We start from the raw sequence: 21,063 nt of genomic DNA, 5'->3' as shown, positions 1-21,063 counted from the left end.
GTTACCTCCTTCAGTTTAATTGCATATTCATTTTTGTGACTTATGTTGAGCTTGCAATAAGCTTCGCAACCTGAGTCATTTATAATATAAACGTCTCGCTGAAGTTTAATCAGCCGTTTCAAAAATCGTAGTTCGGTTAAACGTTTTACATATACATGTAGATGTTTGGTTATGTTAGTAAACATTGATTACTACCGAGTTAAAGGAGGAGACCTCATGAAAGACAAGCCTAAACACGACAAAACAAACGATGAACTCAAACCCGGCGTAAATACCGTCATCGAACCAGACAAAAGAAATCCGGGACCTACGGACATGATTGAAGGTGTCGTCGGAGACATTGTAGACAACATTCGCAAAGACTTCACCCACAAAGGACATGATCATTCTTCCAATAATAATGCAACCGATGAACCAGGTAAATAATCCTTAAAAGAAACGCACCAAAACAAGTCCTTCTATGCCAACAGGAAAGAGAGGACTTGTTTTGTTGTGATTTTTTTATAATATGCCGTTACTCTTAGCTATTTTCTGTAATGCTTTATGAATCCATATGGCCGCGATCGCGCCTTCGCCCATAGCAACAGTCGCTTGCTCGGCATGGAGACCAAGATCTCCAGCAATCCACACGTGAGGAGCCGCCTGCATACTACGAGGATTCGCTTCTACATGTTTATTGTCTGCAATGACCGCCCCAAGCTGCTCAGCGAGCTCATAGTGAACCCGGTTCCCGCCAAACGCGATAAATCCACGTTCTGATTCAAAAATCTGACCATCTTCGGTTAAAACACCTGTAATATGACCGTCCTCCATCTGTTGTACTTCCTGTACCGCTGCCTCAAGATAACGGACTCCTGCTTGTTTCATTTGACGATGAAGGTTAGCCGAGATCGCTGTCTGCTCGTGGTTGATATATAACAGATCATTAGTACGTTCAATTAAGGTCATGGCCATATTCGCTCCAGCTTCGCCAGCCCCCAGCAGGATCGTTTGCTTCCCTTGAATCTCATAACCATCACAGTCAGGGCATACATACACGGTTCTGCCGAGTGTAGACTTCAGTCCCGGAATATCAGGTATTCGATCCGATAACCCGGTTGCCAGCAGCACTGTTTTGGCTTGATACAGGGTTCCAGAGGACCCTTTAAGCCTGATCTTGTCCTCATGCACACGCATGGCTTCTACAATTCGATCCTTTTCAAACAAAACACCTGTCTGCTCAGCTTGCATCCTGCCAATGGCCCGTAATTCTTTGCCCGACACCCCATCCGGATAACCGAGAATGTTATGATAGGTTCGGCATAACGTTGATCTGCCTTCCCCAGCATCGACTACCAGTACTTGATGCGCTGAATAACGTCCCAGCTGAATGGCTGCCTGAAGCCCTGCAATCCCTCCGCCTACAATAATGCAATCAAACTCTCGCATGTGTATTCTCCTCCTGTATATCCAATAACTTCTCTTTTTCAATGGTATATTTACAGGACAATTCTTGTCCTTCTATACATTAAACCGTACAAAGAGGCTTAAACGGCCTGACTTATTCCATAGCTTAAACCAAAAATAAAAGACCCAAACCTCCGGTTTCAAACGAAAGGTTTCGGTCTTCAAGTGTTAGAACTGATACGATTCGAAACGCATAGCATTGGTGATGGCGTTCCATACATCCGCAGTTTCGCCGCCCATATACCAGTAAGCCAGTCCTGCAATGTTTCGCTCACCACTCATCCGAACTTTGGCAGACAAGGAGCGACTCTCTTCCGCCCAGATGGCTCGTGCCACCGATTTAGACGTGTAGTTAATCATATACTGCTTCAGCTGTGTATCCCAGTTTCTTAGCGAACCTGATGCTGATGCCCGCACTCCTTGCTCTCCCAGTGTAATGTCCCAGGAAGCTGTTGCAGGATTCACGGTGGACCAATCCCGCGTATATAGTGGAAGCGCCAAAATAGTCTTGGTACGTGGTACCTCGGAGAGCATCTTTGTCAGTGCTCGATCCACCCATGGAAGCGAAGCGACCGAACCGGGCTTGGGGTCACCGTTCCAATGCTCTTCATAACTCATAAGTACCATATAATCCGAGATCGCCCCCAGCTTGACGTAGTCAAAGGCTGCCGTCCAATCTGAACCGAGATTGGGAGATACATCAACCGATACCACAGCGCCAAGTGTGTGCAAGGATTTCGTTAACGAAGTCACAAACGCCGTAAAACCTTCGCGATCGACAGGGTCTACATTTTCAAAATCCACATTAATGCCGCCGAGTTTATATTTTTTCACATAAGCACTCACTTGACTAACCACCGCATCCCGGTTCGCCGAGCTGGACAACATCTGATGTGTCATCTCCTTATTGGAACGGTTACCCAGCATCGGCCAAAGCGCTCTGCCCGAAGCAGATGCCCAAGAGATCAATGTGGCATTGGCATGATCCGAAACGTTCATATCTTTATTCAGGAAAAACCAACGCGGAACGACCGTGTTCACAGGAGACTGCTCCACTTGTCTTATGAATTCTGCTGTCGATGAATTATACTGCCATCCCAGTTGAATCCCATGATCCTGCTTCCGCTGGATCTGTCCGGCCCAAGTTCTGTTTTGTAAAATTGCATCCAACATAACCGCAGCCTCTTCCCTTGTGACCTGGTCAGCTGGACGAAACATCCCATTGCTTCCGCGCATTAGTTCAAGTTGATGCACTTTACGTACATATGGAAGAGCCCAGCTTGAGATGTCCGCTGCGTCTGCATATGTATTGTATATATTATCGCTTGCCACAGGGTACTGTTTCAGCATACGAACAAGCAGAGCAGCTGCCTCTTCCCGTGTAATGGAAGCGTTCGGCTGAAACTGATTCTGCCCTTTACCCTCAAGAATCGATAGATTGGTCATCGCAGCTACGTTACCGTAATACCAAGCTTTCGCAGAAATATCTGCAAAAGGTTTAATGTTGTTTGAAACTGGCTCTAGTCCGAGCAATCGAACCGCAAATGATGCAAATTCAGCGCGTGTGACCGCTTTTTTCGGTTCAAACGTGTGCTCCGTTGTTCCTGTCACAATACCTTTCTGTACTAATCGCGCAATGGCTTCTTTTGCGAAGCTTTTACTTGTATCCTGAAAGGTAGGCTGCTCGCCCCCCGCTCCGTGAACGGCGCTTCCGTGTCCAACCACTGAACCGAATAAAATGACGCCGCTTAATACGATCTTCCAGACGGGATGAAAGGCTCGAGAAGCTCTATTATCATTTACTATTTTCACATTAAAAAGCCTCGCTTTAATAGATTACGATCTTCATTATCGTATCAAATTGAAGCGAGGCCGTATGTGGTTAAATATTGGTAATGTCTAAGAATTACTTGTGTACTTTAATGCGTTCTTCCTTACTTGTGTACTTTGACGCGCTCTTCAATCGGTTGGAACTCTTTCTCGCCTGGGGTTGCGGTTGGTTTACCAAACGGCATCTGAGCGATCAGTCTCCAGTGCTCCGGAATATTCCATTCTTGCTTCACTTTTTCATCAATCAGTGGATTATAGTGTTGTAGGGATGCCCCCAGTCCTTCTTGCTCCAATGCAGTCCAGATGACCAGTTGCAACATACCATTGGATTGGTTAGACCAGATCGGGAAGTTGTCTGCGTACGCAGCAAAGTTTTGTTGAAGCTGTGCTACCACATTGTTGTCTTCGAAAAACAGAACCGTACCATAACCGTTACGGAAACCTGCCATTTTCTCAGCTGTGGATTGGAATGCCTCTTCGTTGCCCACCACTTCTCGCAAAATTTCTTCCGTGTGATTCCATAGTTTATCATGTTGTTCACCAAGCAATACAACTGCCCGGGAAGTCTGCGAGTTAAATGCAGTTGGTGTATACTTTACCGCTTCTTCGACGATTTCCTGAATTTTAGCATCCGAGATTGTGGATTCCTTACTGATTCCATAATAAGATCTTCTGTTCTTCAACGCATCAAAAAAAGTAGACATTCGTATACGCCTCCTAAGTCATTTGTTGTTCATTGCCAACAAGGTAACTATAATATAGTAACATACATTAGTCAATAAACTATTTTATTTTCATTTTATTATTTAATCCCTCTTGCGATAGTCTGCCCGGTATTTCTCTTCTGTAGACGAATTACTTTTCGTCTGATCCTTATTCTTCTCTTCCTGCGCTTCCATGTTCAAATCTTGCATTGGAATGGGATCGACCGTTTGCTCTTGCTCGTATCGATCCAGCATGCTTTCATGTTCCGTCTTATGTTGCTCCGGGTGGTCTGGCATCTTATCTCGTTTGCCATTTTCCCGTTGTTGCGCCGGTGTTTGCTTCTCCATTCCCTTTTCGCCTCCTGTAATCGTCTTTTTCTCGTTACCTTTCTTTACCTGTTCGTTTGGCATTTTAAACATCTGCGTTACGTGAAGGGTGCTGATCCTTGCTCGCTATTTGCTTATGGTTATAAAAATAAAGCTAAAGAAGCCGACCGCGATGAATCTGCGGGTCGGCTTCTACATACAACCATTTATTCCTCGTTAACGCTAACAGCGCTAAACGTTGCTTTAACATCCCTATCGACCCTACAGCTGCCGATGCAGCTGACTTCGATACAGATCGGGCGAGCAGCCCACGCTTTGTTTAAAAATTCGGCTAAAATGAGACAACCTTTTAAAACCAGACAACCGACTGGCCTCCGTCACACTCATCTCGGGCTGAAACTGGAATAGCAGTTTCGCCTGATTAATACGCCGGTCATATAAGTACTTAAATATGGTCAGTCCCGTCATCTCTTTGAACATACCTGCCAAATAAGGCTTGGACAGATGTAGTTCCTGAGCGAGATCATCCAGACCGATGTCATGCATGTAATTCGTATCCACGTATCGGATGATATGCTGGACATGTCTTTCTTTTTCCGATGAAGAACGCTGTTCCTGCACATGTCCCTGACAGATCTCTGCTACACAATATAACAGATCACAGACCCGGATATGCATACGCTCCTGTCTGAATCTGGACGAATGAGAAGATAACTGGTGCAGATCTAGCAGCAGTGCTTCAAACTCGGTTCGAACCTCACCGGTAAGGTTCACCCGGCAATTGCCAAGCTCATCGAACGGCTTCAGCACTTCATGGATACGCTCGGGGTGCAGGCTTTTACGAACGGCAGAAGGATCGAAATGAAGCGTAGTCCGAACATACGGCTTACCGACTTTGGGATGCGGCCGATGCAAAGTCAATCCATGCATTAATACCAGATCCCCCGGCTCCAGAGCATATACCCGATCCCCAATAATGTAGGTGCATTCTCCTTCATGAAAATAATAAATCTCATAGTGCGGATGCGAATGAAATCCGTCCGAATTACCTGGATCAAACTGACTCGTGGCTCTATACGTATACGCCAGTGGGGCATTAAACTGCATCATGCTTGGCACGTCATCACCTCCTGTACAAAAAAAGAGAGCTGGATCAACGTTATGATTGGTTGCCCCGCCATTGTTAAGCTAACATTTTATAACAACTCTCGGATACTAGCTTTGATCTCGTCCAAGGAATCCACCGGCTCGAAGCGCCGAACGACTTGACCTTCTGCATTGATGAGGAATTTCGTAAAATTCCATTTGATTGCATCGCCGTGCAGCCACTCTGGTGCTTTGTCTGCCACCATCAGTTTGAGCAGTTTGGCTTGAATGTCGCTCTCATCGAAGCCGGCAAACGGACCTGACTTTTTCAAAAAGTCATACAGGGGATGCGCTTCCTCTCCGTTCACATCCAGTTTTGCAAACATCGGGAATTTCACCCCGTAATTGATCTGACAGAAAGACTCGGCTTCCGCACTGCTACCCGGCTCCTGCTCCGCAAATTGATTGCATGGGAAGCCAATGACCTGCAACCCCTGATCCTTGTACTCATCATATAACTTCTGAATGTCGTCGAATTGATGCGTGTATTTGCATTTGCTTGCCGTATTCACAATCAGTACAGGCTTTCCTTCATATTGAAAGAGCGGAAAACGCTCTCCACTCGTTCTCGTCACAGTAAAATCATAGATCGTTGGCATAAGTCGAAGTGCACCTCGCAATAGTATGTAGTTAATTGTTTTGTAGATTCACCTCTCATTATATACGAACTCGTTCATCACGAATACTAGGATTGCAAAGCCACATAAATATCGATCTCGTTATCGACACTATCCGGCTGGTAACGTTCATCCCAGATTTCAAAATCATAACACTCAGGTACGTGCCCAGTATCATCTAACCATTGTCCATAGACGTAGTCATAAGTATCACCTATTTCGGATTCTAGTCCTCTGTGCGTACATGTAACGTATGAGCGAGCTGGCACATGATGAATAATCATTCCAGGCGGCATGCCCTCCGGCACGTTTACTTCATAGCACAATACATGTGTGAATGAATCTACTTTCGCATTAAAGTCCTCATGGGACGGATAAAGTTGCATTAAGAGAACCTGGTCGTTTTTCCGATGCTTGATCTCGTCTTTGTTCTCTATTAACTTATCATAAAGATTCTGTCGTAATCCTGCCTCAAACTCTTCCACCGTAGCTTCAATGCGATAACCTGCAACATGAAATGCAGCCAATGTAACGATCTTCGTTTCCATCTTCTTCTCCCCCAATGAACAAATAGAATACAAACCGTTTTAACGTTGCATTGGCCCGAAATCATACGACAAAAACTATGTCCACTCTTGCCAATGTTGCTCCAGGAAAATCACTTCTCTCTCATAATGAGCCAGATGACCTTCTTCAACCATCTTCACAAAGGCTGCATCTCCTGCTGCAGCACGATCCTCTAATGTTTTGCACATAAAGCGAATACGGGACACGACCCAATGTTTCAGATTAGGCGGAACATTTAACCCGTAAGCATTCATAAATATTTCAATGCGTTTTTTCCGGACGTTGGCATGATTTTCTCTATCATATAAGGTAACTGATTTGCCTTGCTCTTCAAGCTTGGGCGAAAAATTGGCTAGGGGTACACACGTGTATAAAGTGTACGCGATATCCCATAGCCTTGGCCCCGGGCAAGCCAGATCAAAATCAATAATGCCCTGCGGCAAACCATGTCTGAACACGATGTTGTATAAAGCAAAGTCGTTGTGGCATACGACTTCGGTATCCTCAGACGCCCTCAAAACAGATTCATCCGCCTGTTCCTCTACACCTGGATATTTGTTGTCCGGCTGTTCTACAGTGATAAAGTTAACGGTTGCGTCGTGGTACGCTCTTAATAAATTGGCAACAGCAATAAGTGATTCGTCGGACCACATATAGCTCTCGATCTCCGGATAATCATTACCTGGGACGTCTCCGTCAAGGTAAGAGAGCATTTCTCTATCCTTCTCATCCATGCCGAGATATCTCGGCGCCTGATGGAAGCCCTCTTTTTCCAGATGCAACAACAGTTCATGTACATAACGATTCGGGTTACTCCCCCGGCGAACCGTATCTCCAACGCGCACAACCTCATTCACGTTACCACCTGTTAACTTCTCCTCCGGTAGTTCAGACAACTTGAATCCTCCTCTATTCAAAACAAATCTCACTGTACACTCCAGTCAAAAAGGTCTTTAGCGTTTGAGCTAGTGCATAGTGGTTGGAAAAATCTTTAGCAATGACGCCTCCGATATTACCTGCCTCGCCATGGGTTAAGCAGGTTAGTTGAAGCTCATTCGAATTTCCATATATGTATGAGAGCAAGTAAACCGTTGGATGTTCTTGTTGTTGATATATTCGAATTTTGGTACCTGCCCAGATCGTCTCCTGATCCCGAATCTCATCCATTGGGATCCATACCTCTGTTGTCAAAACAACGACCTCCTTCAATAGACTTCGCATCAATTATAATCCATGTTCTTCCATTAAGGAATTTTCTATAACCTTTTACCAGATATGCAGAGCTTTTTATCCCGGAGATTTGATTTCACATATGCCTCTACGAATGAAGCTATGCCTAGTTTCATGGGATCATGTTTCTCTGTATATCAAATAACGCCGTCATCTCTGACGGCGCATAGTATATTTTTTTACTCCTCCCGAGTTATCTTACGTAGCTAAAATGTGGTGCAATTCCATATGACTTTCGAGAAAAGTAACACGTTCGACATGGTACAAATCATATACTGCCTGCTCCGAATTAATGTCCTGCATAACCTCTGGGTAAAGGTCGCTCGAAAATTTAACGTAAGAAAGCTTCTCCACCGCTTTGCGGGAACGAACATTTTGTTTGCGTATTTTCATAAAAACCGTCTGTATATCTTGTTCAAGAAACAATTCTGTCAAAAACGCGGACTTGGCTCTTTGACTGTATCCTTGTCCGAAATAAGAAGCACCAATCCAAGTTGCCAGAAATCCAGTCTGGTTGACAATCTGATACAGATCAACAGTGCCAATTGCGGTGCCTGTTTCATTCAAAATCGTACGCGTTATAACACTTCCCTGTTCTTCTTCTGCGATCAACTGCCTCGTTAAAAACATAAATTCCTCTTGCGACTGACATGCATAACGAACATAAGGGGAAACTGCGGGATCCATCATTAAGCTGTACAGAGATTGACATTCATGCATCTCACGCTTCTTCAACATTCTGTCTACCACCCAATCCTTCAAGTTCGCTAGATCAAAGCAAAATTAAGTATAACCATGATTGTGTGGCATTTAATGAATTCTACTTGCGGCTTGTGTAAAAATTCATGAGAAATTACGAGTGAACTCGCATCACCTTTTTTGAGAAAACATACTAAAGCGGCATGTCTCTGGTTATAAGAAACATGCCGCCCCATTCTTCCTTCTGACAATATCAATTATTGCATGCCTTGCATGATCGCATTAATGATATTTTGCTGTGTTACCGTATTGTTAAACCGGTTGAACAGCGCGAATCCATGCTGGCCGTTGAACCCGTTGTCCCAATAAACCGGAACCATTTTATATTTTTTCGCCTTGGCAGTCACGGCTTTGGCATAAACCGCTCGATAGGTACTGTTGCTGGAATCATAAGAAGATTTGTCGATGGAACCGAACTCACCCATAACGACTGGATAACCTTGGGTCACAAATTTATCGTACATAGATTTGAACTGAGATTCCAAGTAATCCTCTTGCCCCCATGTCGATCTTTTGGAAGGATTCGTCGCGGTAGCTCCCCATTGCGTAATATTTCCATTTTCTTCACCAGCAAAATCCCATGGCGAGTAATAGTGTGCCGAGATCATGATTCGCTTCTGAGAGCTTGGAATGGCGGAAGATCTGAAATTATCACTTGGAACGACAAAACCATAATTGCCCACAGTGTAGTCAATGTTTGTGTTCCAGCCTGGAACAAGCAACCATCTTGCATTGTTGTTGCCACCCGTTTTGCGAACCGTATCCACAAAGATCTGATTGTACGCATTCAGATTACCATAATAAGATGTATTTGGATTGTTGTAATTCCCGTCAAATACCTCATTCATCGATTCAAAAATAAGACGTTCATTATAATTGCTGAATTTGGTGGCAACTTGTTGCCACACCTTTTGATACTTTTCACGAATAACGTTCTGATTTCCACTGTTCACATGTAACCACGAGCCCGGAATCGAGTGGAACCCGTCTCCGTGCATATTAATGACTACATATAAACCTTCGTTATACGCATAGTCCACCACTTGCTGTATACGATTAAGCCAAGATGCATTCACTGTATAATTGGGAGCGCTTCCAATATAGTTCAGATAAGAAACCGGAATACGAATCGTTTTGAAACCTGCCGCTTTTACCTTTTTGATCAGCTCAGGTGTGATCGTTGGATTGCCCCATGACGTTTCATTCGGCGTCCCGTTTACGGTAGCTTCCAACTGATTCCCCAGATTCCAGCCCGCACCCATCTCCGCCGTAATCTGCGCAGCGGTTAATGATCTCATGTCAGCAGCCGACGCTTTGGAGCCCCATCCCGCAAACGCCGCTGTGGCCATGAAAAGCAGCGCCAAACTGGCTATGCCAAATTTTTTAAACGTTTTCGTCATAACGATACCTCCGATTCTTTTTTAGTAACTAGCAGTACAGTTATTCTCTTGGTTCACCTGGCTGGTTAAAGAAATGGATTGATTAGATTGAAGAAATAAGAAAAACTATTCCTCCCTTCTCTATGAATAGATTATGCGAAAAAACGGTTCGCACCAACATAATAACACAATTATGGTAAATAAAGTTCATTCTCTTGTCCTTTTTGACAGGTTTTTACACTTTTCAATCCTATTTGAAATGTTCAATCAGCCAAGCCATGAATGTTTCCTTCTCCTTTTACTTCAAAGGATAAATCCAATGAACATCCTCTTTCCGTAACTCATCCTGAAATATGTAATTGTGATCCGCACCTACAATGCAGAGAATTCGCTTACCTGCATAATCCTTCATCGCATTTTTCACTCGCTGGATCATAATTTGGTTACGAACCTGCCAGCGCATATTTTGCGACTTGGGGCTAACCTTACTTAACCATTCATATTTCATTCTAGTAATTTGATCGAATTCATTCGAATTAAACGGAATGTTCCCATACGAGCTAGTTTCCATTTGCTTTATAAACCAGGCATCATCCTGCTGCTCTAGTTTTTTACGTTCTTCGACTCCATACCCGATAAACGGATCAAAGTCATGCCACACATCCAGTTCAAACCAATCAATAGGAACAAAAGTAATGCGATGTTCTTCACACAATGGAAAAATCAGTTCCCAATATTCACTGGCTGGTTCTCCCCAGTATCCCTTGTCTTGTGGATCATTTATATACTTCTGCCAGCTCTGTGGGTGCACCTCACCACAAATCACGTCAGGTTTGAATTCGTGAATGATCCGCTTGTATAGAGACAGCGAACAGTTGTACCGCTCTCTAAGTTCCGCGTTATGAATGGTTCCTAACAAGCCAACCGTCGTCATCCGTTAAGCTCCTTTACCATATGAATATCTTTGGGCTCTTTGGTGTACAGTTCTTCGTCCACTTCTTCTGTCACTTCACTTCCCTGGCTTTGATAAAAAGAAACCGCTGATCTCGTTTCGGTTGACGAGATGTACAAGGACCGCGCTCCACGCCTTCTTGCCTCTTCACTTAAAAAAGCAAGAATGCGTGTCCCAATTCCCTGCCGTCTGTACGCTCTGGATACATACATGAGATCGAGCTGCAACTGATTCTGCTCTTTCCCTCTAAATTGATGGGCAAGTACACCAAAGCCTACTAATCTCGTACCATCAAAAGCCCCATAAGCCATCCCACCTTGCTGCAATTCATAAATATAACGATCCTGCATCTCTTCCAGTTGTTCCTGACCCCAATTCGCGCACTCATGATCTTGTTTGTGCTCAACTAAGCCCTGTTCACCGGCCTCATAGATGAGGTCGATATACTCAGAACGATCAATTTCATGTAACTGTTTTACATGATCCTGGTTCAAGATTTGGTATGTAATCATTCTTTTGTCTCCTTTTTATTAGCCCCGTGAGTCTCCCTTGTTTGTATCTCGATTAGCGAGATACTCATCCTTCGTTAATCCGAACATAATAAAATCCATATGTTTCCCATGAATATAAACAACCTGACGACGAATCCCCTCTTGCACACAACCTAATTTCTGCATCATTCTAGCCGAGCCTTCGTTAACTTCCAGCACATAATCGTTGAACTTGTGAAGTCTGCGCTCCAAAAAAGCATAACCAAGCAAAATATTCATCGCGCTTGTACCATATCCCTGACCACGATAAGGTTGATCGATGACTATGCCGATACTGAACGTTCCGTTTCGCTCATCAATGCTGTTCAGATTAATACCACCGATGGTTTGCCCCTCCAGGTTTTCGATGGTAAACATAATACGACCATTGGTTGATGAGAATGCTACGTTCTGATCTATAAATCGTTTGGCTCCAGCAATCGTCGGCGGAAGTTCAACAGCACATTCAAGCAAAATGCGCGCGGGAGAGTCAAAACCACCGGTGTAACAACTCTCCCAATCCTCTTCTTCAAAAGCTCTCAGCCTTACTTTGTCATCTTGCCAGTAATACTGGCTGTAATCGATTGTTCTCATAAAAATACCTCCCTTTAAACGATGTATGTTGATTTTGTGATTCATCTTATTCTCAATCTGTAAATAATTTCATCATCCGAATTGGTCAGATTCTCGCTTACAAATGACATACTTGTATATAAGTGCTGGGCAATATGGTTATCTCGTTCAACGGTCAGAGAAAGGACGTGACATAACGGATGTTTATCGGTGAGAAAATCGATGATGGCTCTTAAAGCTCGTTTTCCCATACCTTGCCCTTGAAACGCCTTGTCGATCTGAAAGCCGCCAATCCAATAATTATCTAAACTCTCGGGTGTATAACTCAAATAAAAGAATCCGATTACTTGTTCTTCTATCTGCAAAACGTAAGGATCCAATGCTTCATCCCACGGTTTAATATAGGCATAAGCAAGTCCCTCCGTAATACTTGGAACTAGATGTTTCTGGTTTTCAAGTAAAGAAATTTCTAGAGCCTGTTCCCAATTATATCTTGTTACAGGATGAATCTGGATGATGTGTGTTCTCATATAATCTCCTCATTTAACGTTTAACCTCTACACCTCGATTGAAAATACCGCAACATGTTTCCCTATGATGTCGACATCCTTCTCATGGGTCATTCCATTCTTTTCCGCGATCCGCATCGAGCCTACGTTTCCGTGTTGAATCAAGGAAATCAAACGTTCCTTCCCTTGTTGCAAACCGTACTCCTTCCAGACTTTGGCTTGCTCATACCCATAGCCTTGTCTCCAATAGGGCTCTCGCACCCAATAACCGACTTCCAGCTCATCGGTTCCATCAATCACTTGCGGTATCAATCCAGACGTTCCAACAAGCTGCTTATCTTCTTTGTTAAAGGCAAGCAAAAGTCCTTTTCCTGCCTTGTTCCATTGAATAAACTTCTCTAGTGTCTGCATCGTTTCTTCTTTTGTCCATGGATTTCCGTGGCGAATGTATTTCATCACATTTGGTTCACTTGTCATCATATATAAATGTTCGAAATCATTCTTAGTATATTCACGAAATATAAGCCTTTCTGTTTCCATAATGCAGTACACTCCTCGCTTTAACAGTTCAATTGGTCTTCTATAGTTTAAAACGGCAACCTTCAAACGTTAGATCGTTTTGGATCAAATTAACTGCTGATGCGATAGCCCCTTTTTGATGTTTAGATAAGCTACCTTCATCCCCATTCCAATCCTTTAACCACCAGAAGAATGAACTTATATTTCGGTACTCCATGAATAAAGGAATCCGAGCGATCCATTCCTGACTTATTGGCTGTTGTTGCACATACCCTTCCAGAAAAGCGGTCAGAAACGTCTTAGCGAACTCATCCTTCGTTCCCCACTTCGGATCATATGACCCCCACCACACCGCATGTGTAGCCGCGATCCCAATATCCAGAGCATACCAGCCGCGTATCGCATCATCAAAGTCAAAGACATTAAGCTCACCCTGATCAATCAAAAAATTATAAGGATGGAAATCATAATGAATTAGGCCATAACCCTCGGCCTCTCTGGGCAAATCCGTCAGTTGTTGCTCCAATGCTCGAAGCTTCCCTAGGAGCAAGACATAGTCACCTGTATGCAGATGTGGATTCTCCAGTTCCAGTGGCGCCCAGTCCGCTCTGACTAACCTCGGATCTTCGGGTTGATAGCTTTGTGTTAAATGGTGTAACCTGCCCATCACGCTCCCCCATCGAGTAAATAAATCCGTATCCCATACACTCCAGTCATAATCAAAAAAATATCCGGTCGCTCCTTCAAATACCGCGGCAACATAACATTTCTCTTGATCACGGCATACAGCAGTCAGCTTGCCTTCTACTGTAAGAATGGGTAATGATGCACGAACTCCCTTGGATACCAGATAGCGAACCCAGTGAATTTCTGCCTGAATAGATGTTTCATAAGCTGCCGGTTTCTCCGATAACCGAAGAAAATATGTTTTATTTTGCTGATGGTATTTGTAAACCACATTCGTGGATCGACTTACTAAAACCAGTGAGTCCGGAGCAATGCCAAAGGATTGAGAAGCTTGTGAAAGTATTGCTGTAGGCACCATATAATTTCACTGCCTTTCTTCGGTATACATTCAATTTATCCCATTACAATTCCGCTAGTAATTTTCATGTTCGGAGCATACGTCATATACGTGTGTTCATTGAATTCCCTGGCAAATCTCTCTTCTGCCTCATACTGATGGATGGCTTCCTCGGAAGTTAATCCTCGTCTAATAAGGTGGGCAATGACTTCTTCTCGGTTACCCGGGACAGCCCCTAACCCTTCTTCTTTTAACGCGTTATACAACGTATGTTTATCCGAGTTATTCAACTGTTGATCTAAAAAGTTCACACGATCGCTTACTCGGCATTCCACGCCTCTAACACCAAGCTGACTGAGCAGTGTCGGAATCTTCATTCCTATATTCCCGTCTTTGCCACTCTCTCCGGCAGCCTGCTCATACAACTTCTGAAGTACGCCCAGTTGCACAATACTGGACTGCTCCATACCGTCTATTGCATAACTCGCCATGTTGGCAATCCAGTGTGGCTCGAAACAAATCACTCGGCCTCCATTCACCACACTGCCAATCATCTTTTCTAATATCACACGTGGTTCTGTCATATGTAACAAAAAAGCATGACTTATCGCGATGTCATAAGCTCGTTCGACCTGCACCGTTTCAATGTCACCTTCTATAAATTCAGCCTGATAAGTTGTTTGTGCGTAGAGTTCTTTCGCATGTTTAATCAGTTCTGATCCTTGATCTACTCCCGTGTACCTTGAGCCAACAGGCAGGAGCGGGAGTAACTTCAGTCCCATGTAACCAAAACCACATCCATAATCAATCATATGTACAGCTTGCTTAATCTTCCAAACGCGTTCAACCAAAAATTCGAGATAATCATCGTTATAATAAAGCCAGCGTGTATTTCTCAGATACTCTATTTGGTTATCCCAATAATAATCCGACAATAGTTACACCCCTTACTTGTAAACGCATTCACATTTCCAAAGGACTTCATCTAACTTCATTTACAATTTAATACATCTCATTCTAATCCTAAAATATGTCATAGTCTATCCAACTTCAGGATGATATGATCCCGAACTCCAGCAATTATCACCAGACGAACAGTTTTGTTCTTACGTCATTATCATCCGTAATATAATCCAGCGCTTCGTATCCTATTCTCTTGATATGCTCAAGCATTTCTTCCCGTATTTCAGCATCTTTAATGTATACCGCAACGTAACTGCTATCTACGACAAGCAATGCAAGCTGACAATCACTCTCTGCATAGTCTTCATATGTCTCTATATCTATAATTGCTGTACCTCTCGGATAGGCTTTCAGATTGGCAAAGATCAAATAATACTTGTTATCATCAATCATTGTCTGCAACTCTTCTCCTGCCATGCCCATAACCCGGTCTGGAAAAAGACTCTCTCCCAAGCTATTCTTAACTACTAAATAGGACTCTTCCCCGCCAACAAACCAGTCATAATCCGCGATCTTGATCGGTTTCAGGATTTCTCCCAAGAAGCTCCCATATTCATTTGGAATTTGAAATTGTATGCCTCTTTTCATATTGCCTCCTCTTCGTTTTACCCTTCACTTTCTGCAAAATGATATCGATCACTTCATCTGTTGCCAGATGATCTGTCGCAATTCGGGTTTCGAATACATCTGCCTTGAACGCTTCAACACACTTCGGAGCCTGTTGATATTGCCATCCGCCGAATTCATCTCCACGCTTGGCAAGACGCTTATATATCGTCTCTAGTTCAGCCGTTAGACAAAAATGATGTAGGTCCGGATCAAACTTCTTTAGCCCACTATAAATGTAATCAAAGTTTGCTTTCTTGTAGAGCGTCATGGGGACAATCAAATGTTTATTGTATTTTTGCTTCACCTCTCTCGCAGCGTTCACCGTCAACACTTTCCAGAGTTCAATATCCTGAAAATCATCGGTGCGCTCCTGTTCTTCCCGATGTTCCTCAGGCAGAAGCTTTCGGATCATATAACCAATCTCTTCGGGATCATAGATCATGCTATTTTCAATTCTTGGCTGTAGCGCCTTCGCTGCTGAGGTCTTACCGGAACCAAACGCACCATTAATCATGATGATCATACACTCACTCCTTCACATCAAATCATATCGGGTAAATACTATATGCCATCTTCAATAAAAATGCAAAATCCCGTTGGGATTCTCCAACAGGATTTTTATAAACTCTAGCCGCTCAAAATTTTCGACTAAGCATCTCACGCTTCGCACTTTCTTGTGTGAAAATATCCTCTCGGGGTACCATGCGTTTGGGAAGTGTGCGCCCTGCCATAATTTCTTTGGTAGCTTGCATCAACTGAGGTCCAAGTAACGGGTTACATTCCACCACGGCATTAATCTGCCCGTCCGCCAAACTCTGCAGTGCTTTCCGTGATCCGTCTACCGACACAATAATGATGTCTTCACCAGGTTTCAAGCCAGCATCCTGAATCGCCTGAATAGCACCAAAAGCCATCTCGTCATTATGCGCAAAAAGGACTTGTGGTCGCTCCTCTTCCCGAACCTGAAGAAAACCTTCCATCACTTGCCTGCCCTTGTTTTCTGTGAAATCAGCAGGGGCACTTTGCGAGAACAAGATCTGGGCTTTATCCCCTAAAATGCTTCGAAAGCCCTCTCCCCGCTGGATAGACGGCGTTGATCCACTTGTGCCCTGCAATTCAGCAATGCGAATCGTTCCTGGCATATTCCGTAGCCGATCCTGAATATACTTTCCGGCTTTCACACCCTCTTCATAGAAGTCCGAGCCGATCGTCGTTACAAACAGAGAGGTATCTTTAGCGTCAACGGACCGATCTACGATGATTACGGGAATTCCGGCTTGCTTCGCTTCCTGCAGAATGTCATCCCAGCCGGATTCCACCACGGGTGCAATAGCGATTACATCTACCTTTTGCTTGATAAACGAACGAACAGCCTCAAATTGTTTCGTCTGAGACTGCTCTGCATTTTTTATAATAAGGGTAATTCCAGATTCCTTGGCGGCATCCTGAATAGAGGTGGAATTGGCGATACGCCAGGCACTCTCCGTACCCAGTTGCGAAAAGCCCAATATAATCGGTTCTTTGGAAGGCAGATTATATTCCGCTGATTCCATCCATTCCTCTAACGAGGGCAGAGATTCAACGTTTGAAGGGACAGGAAGAGGTTTGGACTCGGACTCAACCAGGGTGCAGCCAGAGAGACACAACAGTATCAGTAGCAGTACACACAACCCAATCGCATTTGTTTTCACCAATTCCCCCCCCCTCTTACATCATTTATACCAACCAAGTCTGCCAGCCTCTCACTACAATCTGATCTGACGTGCTTTTCTTAAATGTGTGTTGAAAAATTCAACTCGCCAATGGTTATAAAGTAGGTTAATGCAATGATTTGGCGGATACTCGCCGTTCACTGAGAAGTCGTTGGAATAAAATAAAGACAAACAGCATCAAACCGATCACAATTTTCGTCCACCAGGAGCTGAGCGTGCCTTCGAAACTAATTATAGTTTGGATAACCCCCTGGATCAATACACCAAGGAACGTGCCAGCTACGTAACCAACGCCACCCGTCAGCAATGTTCCCCCGATAACAACCGCAGCAATCGTATCCAGTTCCAGACCCATGGCGTGTAATCCATAACCCGACAACATATAGAACGTAAATACAACTCCTGCCAGTGCAGAGCAAAAACCGCTGAAGGTATACACCAAAATTTTGGTGCGTGCTACAGGTAGACCCATCAGCATGGCCGATTGCTCACTTCCGCCAATGGCATACACATTACGTCCAAAGCGGGTGTAGTGGGCAAGGAAGATGGCAAGCAATAAGACGATCAGAGCTATGATTACATTAACGGAAACGAAGCTGCCTCCAGGTAACGGAATCTTGGCTTGTGCAACGTCCGTATAGAACGAGTTGGTAATCGTAATGGTGTCGGTACTGATGACATAACAGAGTCCCCTTGCCAGAAACATACCGGCGAGTGTCACGATGAAGGGCTGAATTTTAAAATAATGAATAATGGCTCCCATCAATGTACCAAATACCGCACCCATTATGAGCACCATGGGAATGACCACGGTAGGCGACCAGCCTTGTTTTTCAACCAAACTCGCACTAATAATCGTGGTCAGTGCAATGACCGAACCGACGGACAGATCAATGCCGCCGGATACGATGACAAAGGTCATGCCAATTGCCGTCACAATGAGAAAAGCATTGTCAATCAACAGATTAAACAGTACTTGTGTGGAAAAGAAACCCGTGTAACGGAACGAGCCAATGGCAATCATAACAGCCAGTAAGCCAAAGGTGACCAGAACCGGGAGCAGCTTTCGATTAAGATACATGGCGATTCACCCCTTGTTCAGCTGGAAACTTCCGCTTTTTCAGGCGTTCTGCCATGGACTTGCGGAAAGCATCGGATTGGATTAGACATACGGCGAGTACAACAAAGGCTTTGACAACGAGTGTAACCTCAGGCGGTACACCAATCATGTAGATGGTTGTCGTTAAGGTCTGGATAATGAGCGCACCGACCACCGTGCCCATCAGATAGAAACGTCCACCGTTCAGCGAAGTTCCGCCGATGACGACGGCTAGAATAGCGTCCAGCTCATACCACAGGCCGGCGTTATTGCCATCCGCACTGGATACGTTGGAGCTGAGAATCAGTCCCGCAATCCCGGCACAGAGACCACAGAACACGTACACGGCAAGGATGACCGTTTTGGACCGAATGCCAGCAAGTTGGCTCGCCCGCGCGTTATTGCCAACCGACTCAATAAACAGCCCCAGTGCTGTTTTTCTGGTGAGAAGAACGGCAACGAGCAGTACTGTCAGTACGATGAAAATGGAAAAAGGCAACGCTAAGAGTGAACCCGCGCCAATGAACTGATACTGTGCGTTGGACACCGTTATAATCTGTCCGTCGGTGATTAGTTGCGCAACACCTCGTCCAGCCACCATAAGAATGAGCGTTGCAATAATTGGTTGGATTCGAGCTACCGATACAAGCGCTCCATTCCACACACCAAGAACAAGCGAAAGACCGATCGATAACGCAAGTGCACTCAGAACAAGCCAAAGTGAACTTTGATCTGTTCCTTTGCTGATCGTCATGCAAGCCATTGCCCCCGAGATCGCAACAATCGAACCTACGGACAAATCAATACCGCCGGTTGCGATGACCAGTGTCATACCTATGGAGACCAGAATCAGCGGTGCGCCGAAATTAAGAATATCGATCAGACTGCCATATAGATTGCCTTCACGTATCACAAGCGAGAAAAAATCGGGTGAATAAATCAAGTTAAATAATAAAAGTAAACCGAGCATACATAACGGCCAAAACAAATGATGTTTTCGCATCCTGCTCATCATGACGTCAACCTCCTGCCATCGCTTTCATAATTTGCTGCTGATTGATCTCTTCTCCACTGAGCTCTTTTACTTTTTTCCGGTCTCGCAACACCGCTACCCGGTCGCTAACCCGAATCACTTCTTCCAGCTCCGACGAAATAAACAGAACACCCATGCCTTGCTTCGACAATGAGAGCACCAGCTTCTGTATTTCCGCCTTAGCCCCGATATCAATACCGCGTGTAGGCTCATCAAGGATCAGCAGATCGGGATTCATCAATAACCAGCGCGCAAGCAATACTTTCTGCTGATTGCCACCACTCAGGTTTTTGATCAGCTGCTCCGGATTTTTAGGATGAATATGCAACAGATTGATATATCTCTCTGCAAGCTCATCCTGCTTTTTGCGCGATATAGGCTTCGACCAGCCTCGTGTCGCCTGATAGGCAAGAACGATATTCTCCCTGATCGTCAGATCGTCGATGATGCCTTCGGTTTTGCGGTTCTCCGAGCAGAAGGCAATATGTTGGTCAATCGCATGCCGCGGTGACTTTACTGAGTTACCTGTGTCTGCTACCGTCAGCTTGCCTTCATCCGCACGATCTGCGCCAAAGATCAGACGAGCAATCTCCGTACGACCTGATCCGAGCAATCCAGCCAAACCCACAACTTCGCCCTTACGAATCGTTAAATCGAATGGGTCGATCGCTCCTTTTCGTCCCAATCCCGTTGCGGTAATCATGATCTCCCTTGCGTCTGCGTCTACTTCTGTCTCTGACTTCCCTTCGATCGTTTGCTTAGGAAGATCCTCTAGAATTTCGAGTTCTTTACCAATCATCTTGAGTACGAGTTCCATACGTGGAAGCGATGAAGCAATGTATTCCCCTTCGAGTTCCCCGTTGCGGAGCACGGTCAGACGATCCGACATTTCGTACACTTGGTCAAGAAAATGCGTGACGAACAGAATCGCCAGTCCTTCGCTTTTCAGCTTGCGCATAATCTGGAAAAGTTGCTGCACTTCATTTTTATCCAGACTGGAAGTGGGTTCATCTAAAATAAGGACTTTAGCCGAGATGCTAAGTGCTCTTGCAATGGCGATGAGTTGCTGTACCGCTACCGAATAAGACTGCAGAGGCGCTTTCACGTCGATGACCAGATTTAATCGTTCACGTAAAAGTTTCTCCGCATCCTGGTTCATCTGTTTCCAATTGATTCGGCCATACTTCATCGGCTCCCGCCCGATATAAATGTTCTCCGCTACCGTCAGATTCGGACAAAGATTCACTTCCTGATATACCGTACTAATCCCCGCTTTTTGAGCCTCTAGCGGCCCTGATATGGCAAGCGTTCGACTGTCCATCGTCACCGTGCCTTCGTCAATCGAGTATACCCCTGTCAATACTTTGATCAATGTTGATTTTCCCGCTCCATTCTCACCCATCAATGCATGAATCTCACCCGGAAACAGGCGAAAGCTGACGTCAGAGAGTGCTTTAACGCCTGGAAAACGTTTGGTGATCCCCGTCATCTGCAGGATCGGTGCGTGATGATCCTCCATATCCATCTCTCCTTTA

The 21,063-nt window shown here is 44.6% G+C and carries 25 protein-coding genes; 1 reads left to right on the top strand and 24 read right to left on the bottom strand.

Features of this window, described 5'->3' with window-relative positions; translation table 11 throughout:
- Positions 1-216 precede the first annotated feature (216 nt).
- On the top strand, positions 217-426 hold the full coding sequence (locus tag M3629_RS05300) for a hypothetical protein (protein ID WP_251503181.1): 210 nt from the start codon (positions 217-219) through the stop codon (positions 424-426).
- A gap of 75 nt (positions 427-501) precedes the next feature.
- Here the strand turns inward: M3629_RS05300 and M3629_RS05295 are convergent, their stop codons facing one another.
- The 24 genes from M3629_RS05295 to M3629_RS05180 all read right to left on the bottom strand — a co-directional run bounded on the left by M3629_RS05295 (position 502) and on the right by M3629_RS05180 (position 21,047).
- Positions 502-1,428: an NAD(P)/FAD-dependent oxidoreductase gene (locus tag M3629_RS05295; RefSeq protein WP_251503180.1), complete on the bottom strand. Its 927-nt coding sequence runs from the start codon at positions 1,426-1,428 to the stop codon at positions 502-504.
- Between the two features lie 186 nt (positions 1,429-1,614).
- Positions 1,615-3,258: an S-layer homology domain-containing protein gene (locus M3629_RS28615; RefSeq protein WP_251503179.1), complete on the bottom strand. Its 1,644-nt coding sequence runs from the start codon at positions 3,256-3,258 to the stop codon at positions 1,615-1,617.
- Between the two features lie 122 nt (positions 3,259-3,380).
- Positions 3,381-3,980, bottom strand: a complete 600-nt coding sequence (locus M3629_RS05285; protein WP_251503178.1) for a nitroreductase family protein — start codon at positions 3,978-3,980, stop codon at positions 3,381-3,383.
- Between the two features lie 102 nt (positions 3,981-4,082).
- Complete coding sequence (locus M3629_RS05280; RefSeq protein WP_251503177.1) at positions 4,083-4,328, bottom strand: hypothetical protein; 246 nt, start codon at positions 4,326-4,328, stop codon at positions 4,083-4,085.
- 240 nt (positions 4,329-4,568) lie between these two features.
- Positions 4,569-5,417 (bottom strand): AraC family transcriptional regulator, encoded by an 849-nt coding sequence (locus M3629_RS05275; protein ID WP_251504580.1) that lies wholly within the window; start codon positions 5,415-5,417, stop codon positions 4,569-4,571.
- 86 nt (positions 5,418-5,503) lie between these two features.
- Positions 5,504-6,052 (bottom strand): glutathione peroxidase, encoded by a 549-nt coding sequence (locus tag M3629_RS05270; protein WP_251503176.1) that lies wholly within the window; start codon positions 6,050-6,052, stop codon positions 5,504-5,506.
- Between the two features lie 86 nt (positions 6,053-6,138).
- A complete protein-coding gene (locus tag M3629_RS05265; protein ID WP_251503175.1) occupies positions 6,139-6,618 on the bottom strand; it encodes a GyrI-like domain-containing protein in 480 nt (159 codons plus the stop codon).
- Between the two features lie 75 nt (positions 6,619-6,693).
- Entirely contained in the window at positions 6,694-7,533 is an 840-nt protein-coding gene (locus M3629_RS05260) for an aminoglycoside phosphotransferase family protein (RefSeq protein WP_251503174.1), read from the bottom strand.
- A 13-nt stretch (positions 7,534-7,546) separates the two neighbouring features.
- Positions 7,547-7,828 (bottom strand): hypothetical protein, encoded by a 282-nt coding sequence (locus M3629_RS05255; protein WP_251503173.1) that lies wholly within the window; start codon positions 7,826-7,828, stop codon positions 7,547-7,549.
- Between the two features lie 237 nt (positions 7,829-8,065).
- The gene (locus tag M3629_RS05250; protein WP_251503172.1) at positions 8,066-8,605 is read right to left on the bottom strand and encodes a GNAT family N-acetyltransferase; all 540 of its coding nucleotides are present in this window, start codon (positions 8,603-8,605) and stop codon (positions 8,066-8,068) included.
- Between the two features lie 218 nt (positions 8,606-8,823).
- The gene (locus tag M3629_RS05245; RefSeq protein ID WP_251503171.1) at positions 8,824-10,026 is read right to left on the bottom strand and encodes a glycoside hydrolase family 5 protein; all 1,203 of its coding nucleotides are present in this window, start codon (positions 10,024-10,026) and stop codon (positions 8,824-8,826) included.
- 277 nt (positions 10,027-10,303) lie between these two features.
- Positions 10,304-10,939 carry a hypothetical protein gene (locus tag M3629_RS05240; RefSeq protein WP_251503170.1) on the bottom strand — a complete coding sequence of 212 codons (636 nt, stop codon included), beginning with the start codon at positions 10,937-10,939 and terminating at the stop codon, positions 10,304-10,306.
- Positions 10,936-11,469: a GNAT family N-acetyltransferase gene (locus tag M3629_RS05235; protein ID WP_251503169.1), complete on the bottom strand. Its 534-nt coding sequence runs from the start codon at positions 11,467-11,469 to the stop codon at positions 10,936-10,938. Before M3629_RS05235 ends, M3629_RS05240 begins: the two co-directional genes overlap by 4 nt.
- Before the next feature lie 18 nt (positions 11,470-11,487).
- The gene (locus tag M3629_RS05230; protein ID WP_251503168.1) at positions 11,488-12,081 is read right to left on the bottom strand and encodes a GNAT family N-acetyltransferase; all 594 of its coding nucleotides are present in this window, start codon (positions 12,079-12,081) and stop codon (positions 11,488-11,490) included.
- 41 nt (positions 12,082-12,122) lie between these two features.
- A complete protein-coding gene (locus tag M3629_RS05225) occupies positions 12,123-12,590 on the bottom strand; it encodes a GNAT family N-acetyltransferase (protein WP_251503167.1) in 468 nt (155 codons plus the stop codon).
- Positions 12,591-12,617: 27 nt separating this feature from the next.
- Positions 12,618-13,109 carry a GNAT family N-acetyltransferase gene (locus tag M3629_RS05220; RefSeq protein WP_251503166.1) on the bottom strand — a complete coding sequence of 164 codons (492 nt, stop codon included), beginning with the start codon at positions 13,107-13,109 and terminating at the stop codon, positions 12,618-12,620.
- Between the two features lie 40 nt (positions 13,110-13,149).
- Positions 13,150-14,133: a phosphotransferase enzyme family protein gene (locus M3629_RS05215; protein WP_251503165.1), complete on the bottom strand. Its 984-nt coding sequence runs from the start codon at positions 14,131-14,133 to the stop codon at positions 13,150-13,152.
- A 35-nt stretch (positions 14,134-14,168) separates the two neighbouring features.
- The gene (locus M3629_RS05210) at positions 14,169-15,047 is read right to left on the bottom strand and encodes a class I SAM-dependent methyltransferase (RefSeq protein WP_251503164.1); all 879 of its coding nucleotides are present in this window, start codon (positions 15,045-15,047) and stop codon (positions 14,169-14,171) included.
- 148 nt (positions 15,048-15,195) lie between these two features.
- Positions 15,196-15,663 carry a DUF2691 family protein gene (locus M3629_RS05205; RefSeq protein ID WP_251503163.1) on the bottom strand — a complete coding sequence of 156 codons (468 nt, stop codon included), beginning with the start codon at positions 15,661-15,663 and terminating at the stop codon, positions 15,196-15,198.
- Entirely contained in the window at positions 15,629-16,207 is a 579-nt protein-coding gene (locus M3629_RS05200; protein WP_251503162.1) for an AAA family ATPase, read from the bottom strand. The genes M3629_RS05205 and M3629_RS05200 overlap by 35 nt, the downstream gene beginning before the upstream one ends.
- 112 nt (positions 16,208-16,319) lie before the next feature.
- Positions 16,320-17,375 (bottom strand): ABC transporter substrate-binding protein, encoded by a 1,056-nt coding sequence (locus M3629_RS05195; protein WP_251503161.1) that lies wholly within the window; start codon positions 17,373-17,375, stop codon positions 16,320-16,322.
- A 127-nt stretch (positions 17,376-17,502) separates the two neighbouring features.
- Complete coding sequence (gene yjfF / locus M3629_RS05190; protein ID WP_154886262.1) at positions 17,503-18,477, bottom strand: galactofuranose ABC transporter, permease protein YjfF; 975 nt, start codon at positions 18,475-18,477, stop codon at positions 17,503-17,505.
- Positions 18,467-19,510: an ABC transporter permease gene (locus tag M3629_RS05185; RefSeq protein WP_186812273.1), complete on the bottom strand. Its 1,044-nt coding sequence runs from the start codon at positions 19,508-19,510 to the stop codon at positions 18,467-18,469. The genes yjfF and M3629_RS05185 overlap by 11 nt, the downstream gene beginning before the upstream one ends.
- Positions 19,511-19,514: 4 nt before the next feature.
- A complete protein-coding gene (locus tag M3629_RS05180; protein WP_251503160.1) occupies positions 19,515-21,047 on the bottom strand; it encodes a sugar ABC transporter ATP-binding protein in 1,533 nt (510 codons plus the stop codon).
- Between the last annotated feature and the right edge of the window lie 16 nt (positions 21,048-21,063).

It is taken from the genome of Paenibacillus polysaccharolyticus (assembly GCF_023714295.1).
Taxonomy (GTDB): domain Bacteria; phylum Bacillota; class Bacilli; order Paenibacillales; family Paenibacillaceae; genus Paenibacillus; species Paenibacillus polysaccharolyticus_A.
This window is presented reverse-complemented; position numbering and strand designations above follow the sequence as displayed.

Coding starts and splice junctions, on each gene's coding strand:
- M3629_RS05245 (WP_251503171.1), bottom strand. CDS start 10,026: ATGACGAAAACGTTTAAAAAATTTGGCATAGCCAGTTTGGCGCTGCTT.
- M3629_RS05265 (WP_251503175.1), bottom strand. CDS start 6,618: ATGGAAACGAAGATCGTTACATTGGCTGCATTTCATGTTGCAGGTTAT.
- M3629_RS05295 (WP_251503180.1), bottom strand. CDS start 1,428: ATGCGAGAGTTTGATTGCATTATTGTAGGCGGAGGGATTGCAGGGCTT.
- M3629_RS05285 (WP_251503178.1), bottom strand. CDS start 3,980: ATGTCTACTTTTTTTGATGCGTTGAAGAACAGAAGATCTTATTATGGA.
- M3629_RS05235 (WP_251503169.1), bottom strand. CDS start 11,469: ATGATTACATACCAAATCTTGAACCAGGATCATGTAAAACAGTTACAT.
- M3629_RS05205 (WP_251503163.1), bottom strand. CDS start 15,663: ATGAAAAGAGGCATACAATTTCAAATTCCAAATGAATATGGGAGCTTC.
- M3629_RS05185 (WP_186812273.1), bottom strand. CDS start 19,510: ATGATGAGCAGGATGCGAAAACATCATTTGTTTTGGCCGTTATGTATG.
- M3629_RS05220 (WP_251503166.1), bottom strand. CDS start 13,109: ATGGAAACAGAAAGGCTTATATTTCGTGAATATACTAAGAATGATTTC.
- yjfF (WP_154886262.1), bottom strand. CDS start 18,477: ATGTATCTTAATCGAAAGCTGCTCCCGGTTCTGGTCACCTTTGGCTTA.
- M3629_RS05200 (WP_251503162.1), bottom strand. CDS start 16,207: ATGATCATCATGATTAATGGTGCGTTTGGTTCCGGTAAGACCTCAGCA.
- M3629_RS05270 (WP_251503176.1), bottom strand. CDS start 6,052: ATGCCAACGATCTATGATTTTACTGTGACGAGAACGAGTGGAGAGCGT.
- M3629_RS05250 (WP_251503172.1), bottom strand. CDS start 8,605: ATGTTGAAGAAGCGTGAGATGCATGAATGTCAATCTCTGTACAGCTTA.
- M3629_RS05180 (WP_251503160.1), bottom strand. CDS start 21,047: ATGGAGGATCATCACGCACCGATCCTGCAGATGACGGGGATCACCAAA.
- M3629_RS05225 (WP_251503167.1), bottom strand. CDS start 12,590: ATGAGAACACACATCATCCAGATTCATCCTGTAACAAGATATAATTGG.
- M3629_RS05275 (WP_251504580.1), bottom strand. CDS start 5,417: ATGATGCAGTTTAATGCCCCACTGGCGTATACGTATAGAGCCACGAGT.
- M3629_RS05230 (WP_251503168.1), bottom strand. CDS start 12,081: ATGAGAACAATCGATTACAGCCAGTATTACTGGCAAGATGACAAAGTA.
- M3629_RS05215 (WP_251503165.1), bottom strand. CDS start 14,133: ATGGTGCCTACAGCAATACTTTCACAAGCTTCTCAATCCTTTGGCATT.
- M3629_RS05240 (WP_251503170.1), bottom strand. CDS start 10,939: ATGACGACGGTTGGCTTGTTAGGAACCATTCATAACGCGGAACTTAGA.
- M3629_RS05300 (WP_251503181.1), top strand. CDS start 217: ATGAAAGACAAGCCTAAACACGACAAAACAAACGATGAACTCAAACCC.
- M3629_RS05280 (WP_251503177.1), bottom strand. CDS start 4,328: ATGGAGAAGCAAACACCGGCGCAACAACGGGAAAATGGCAAACGAGAT.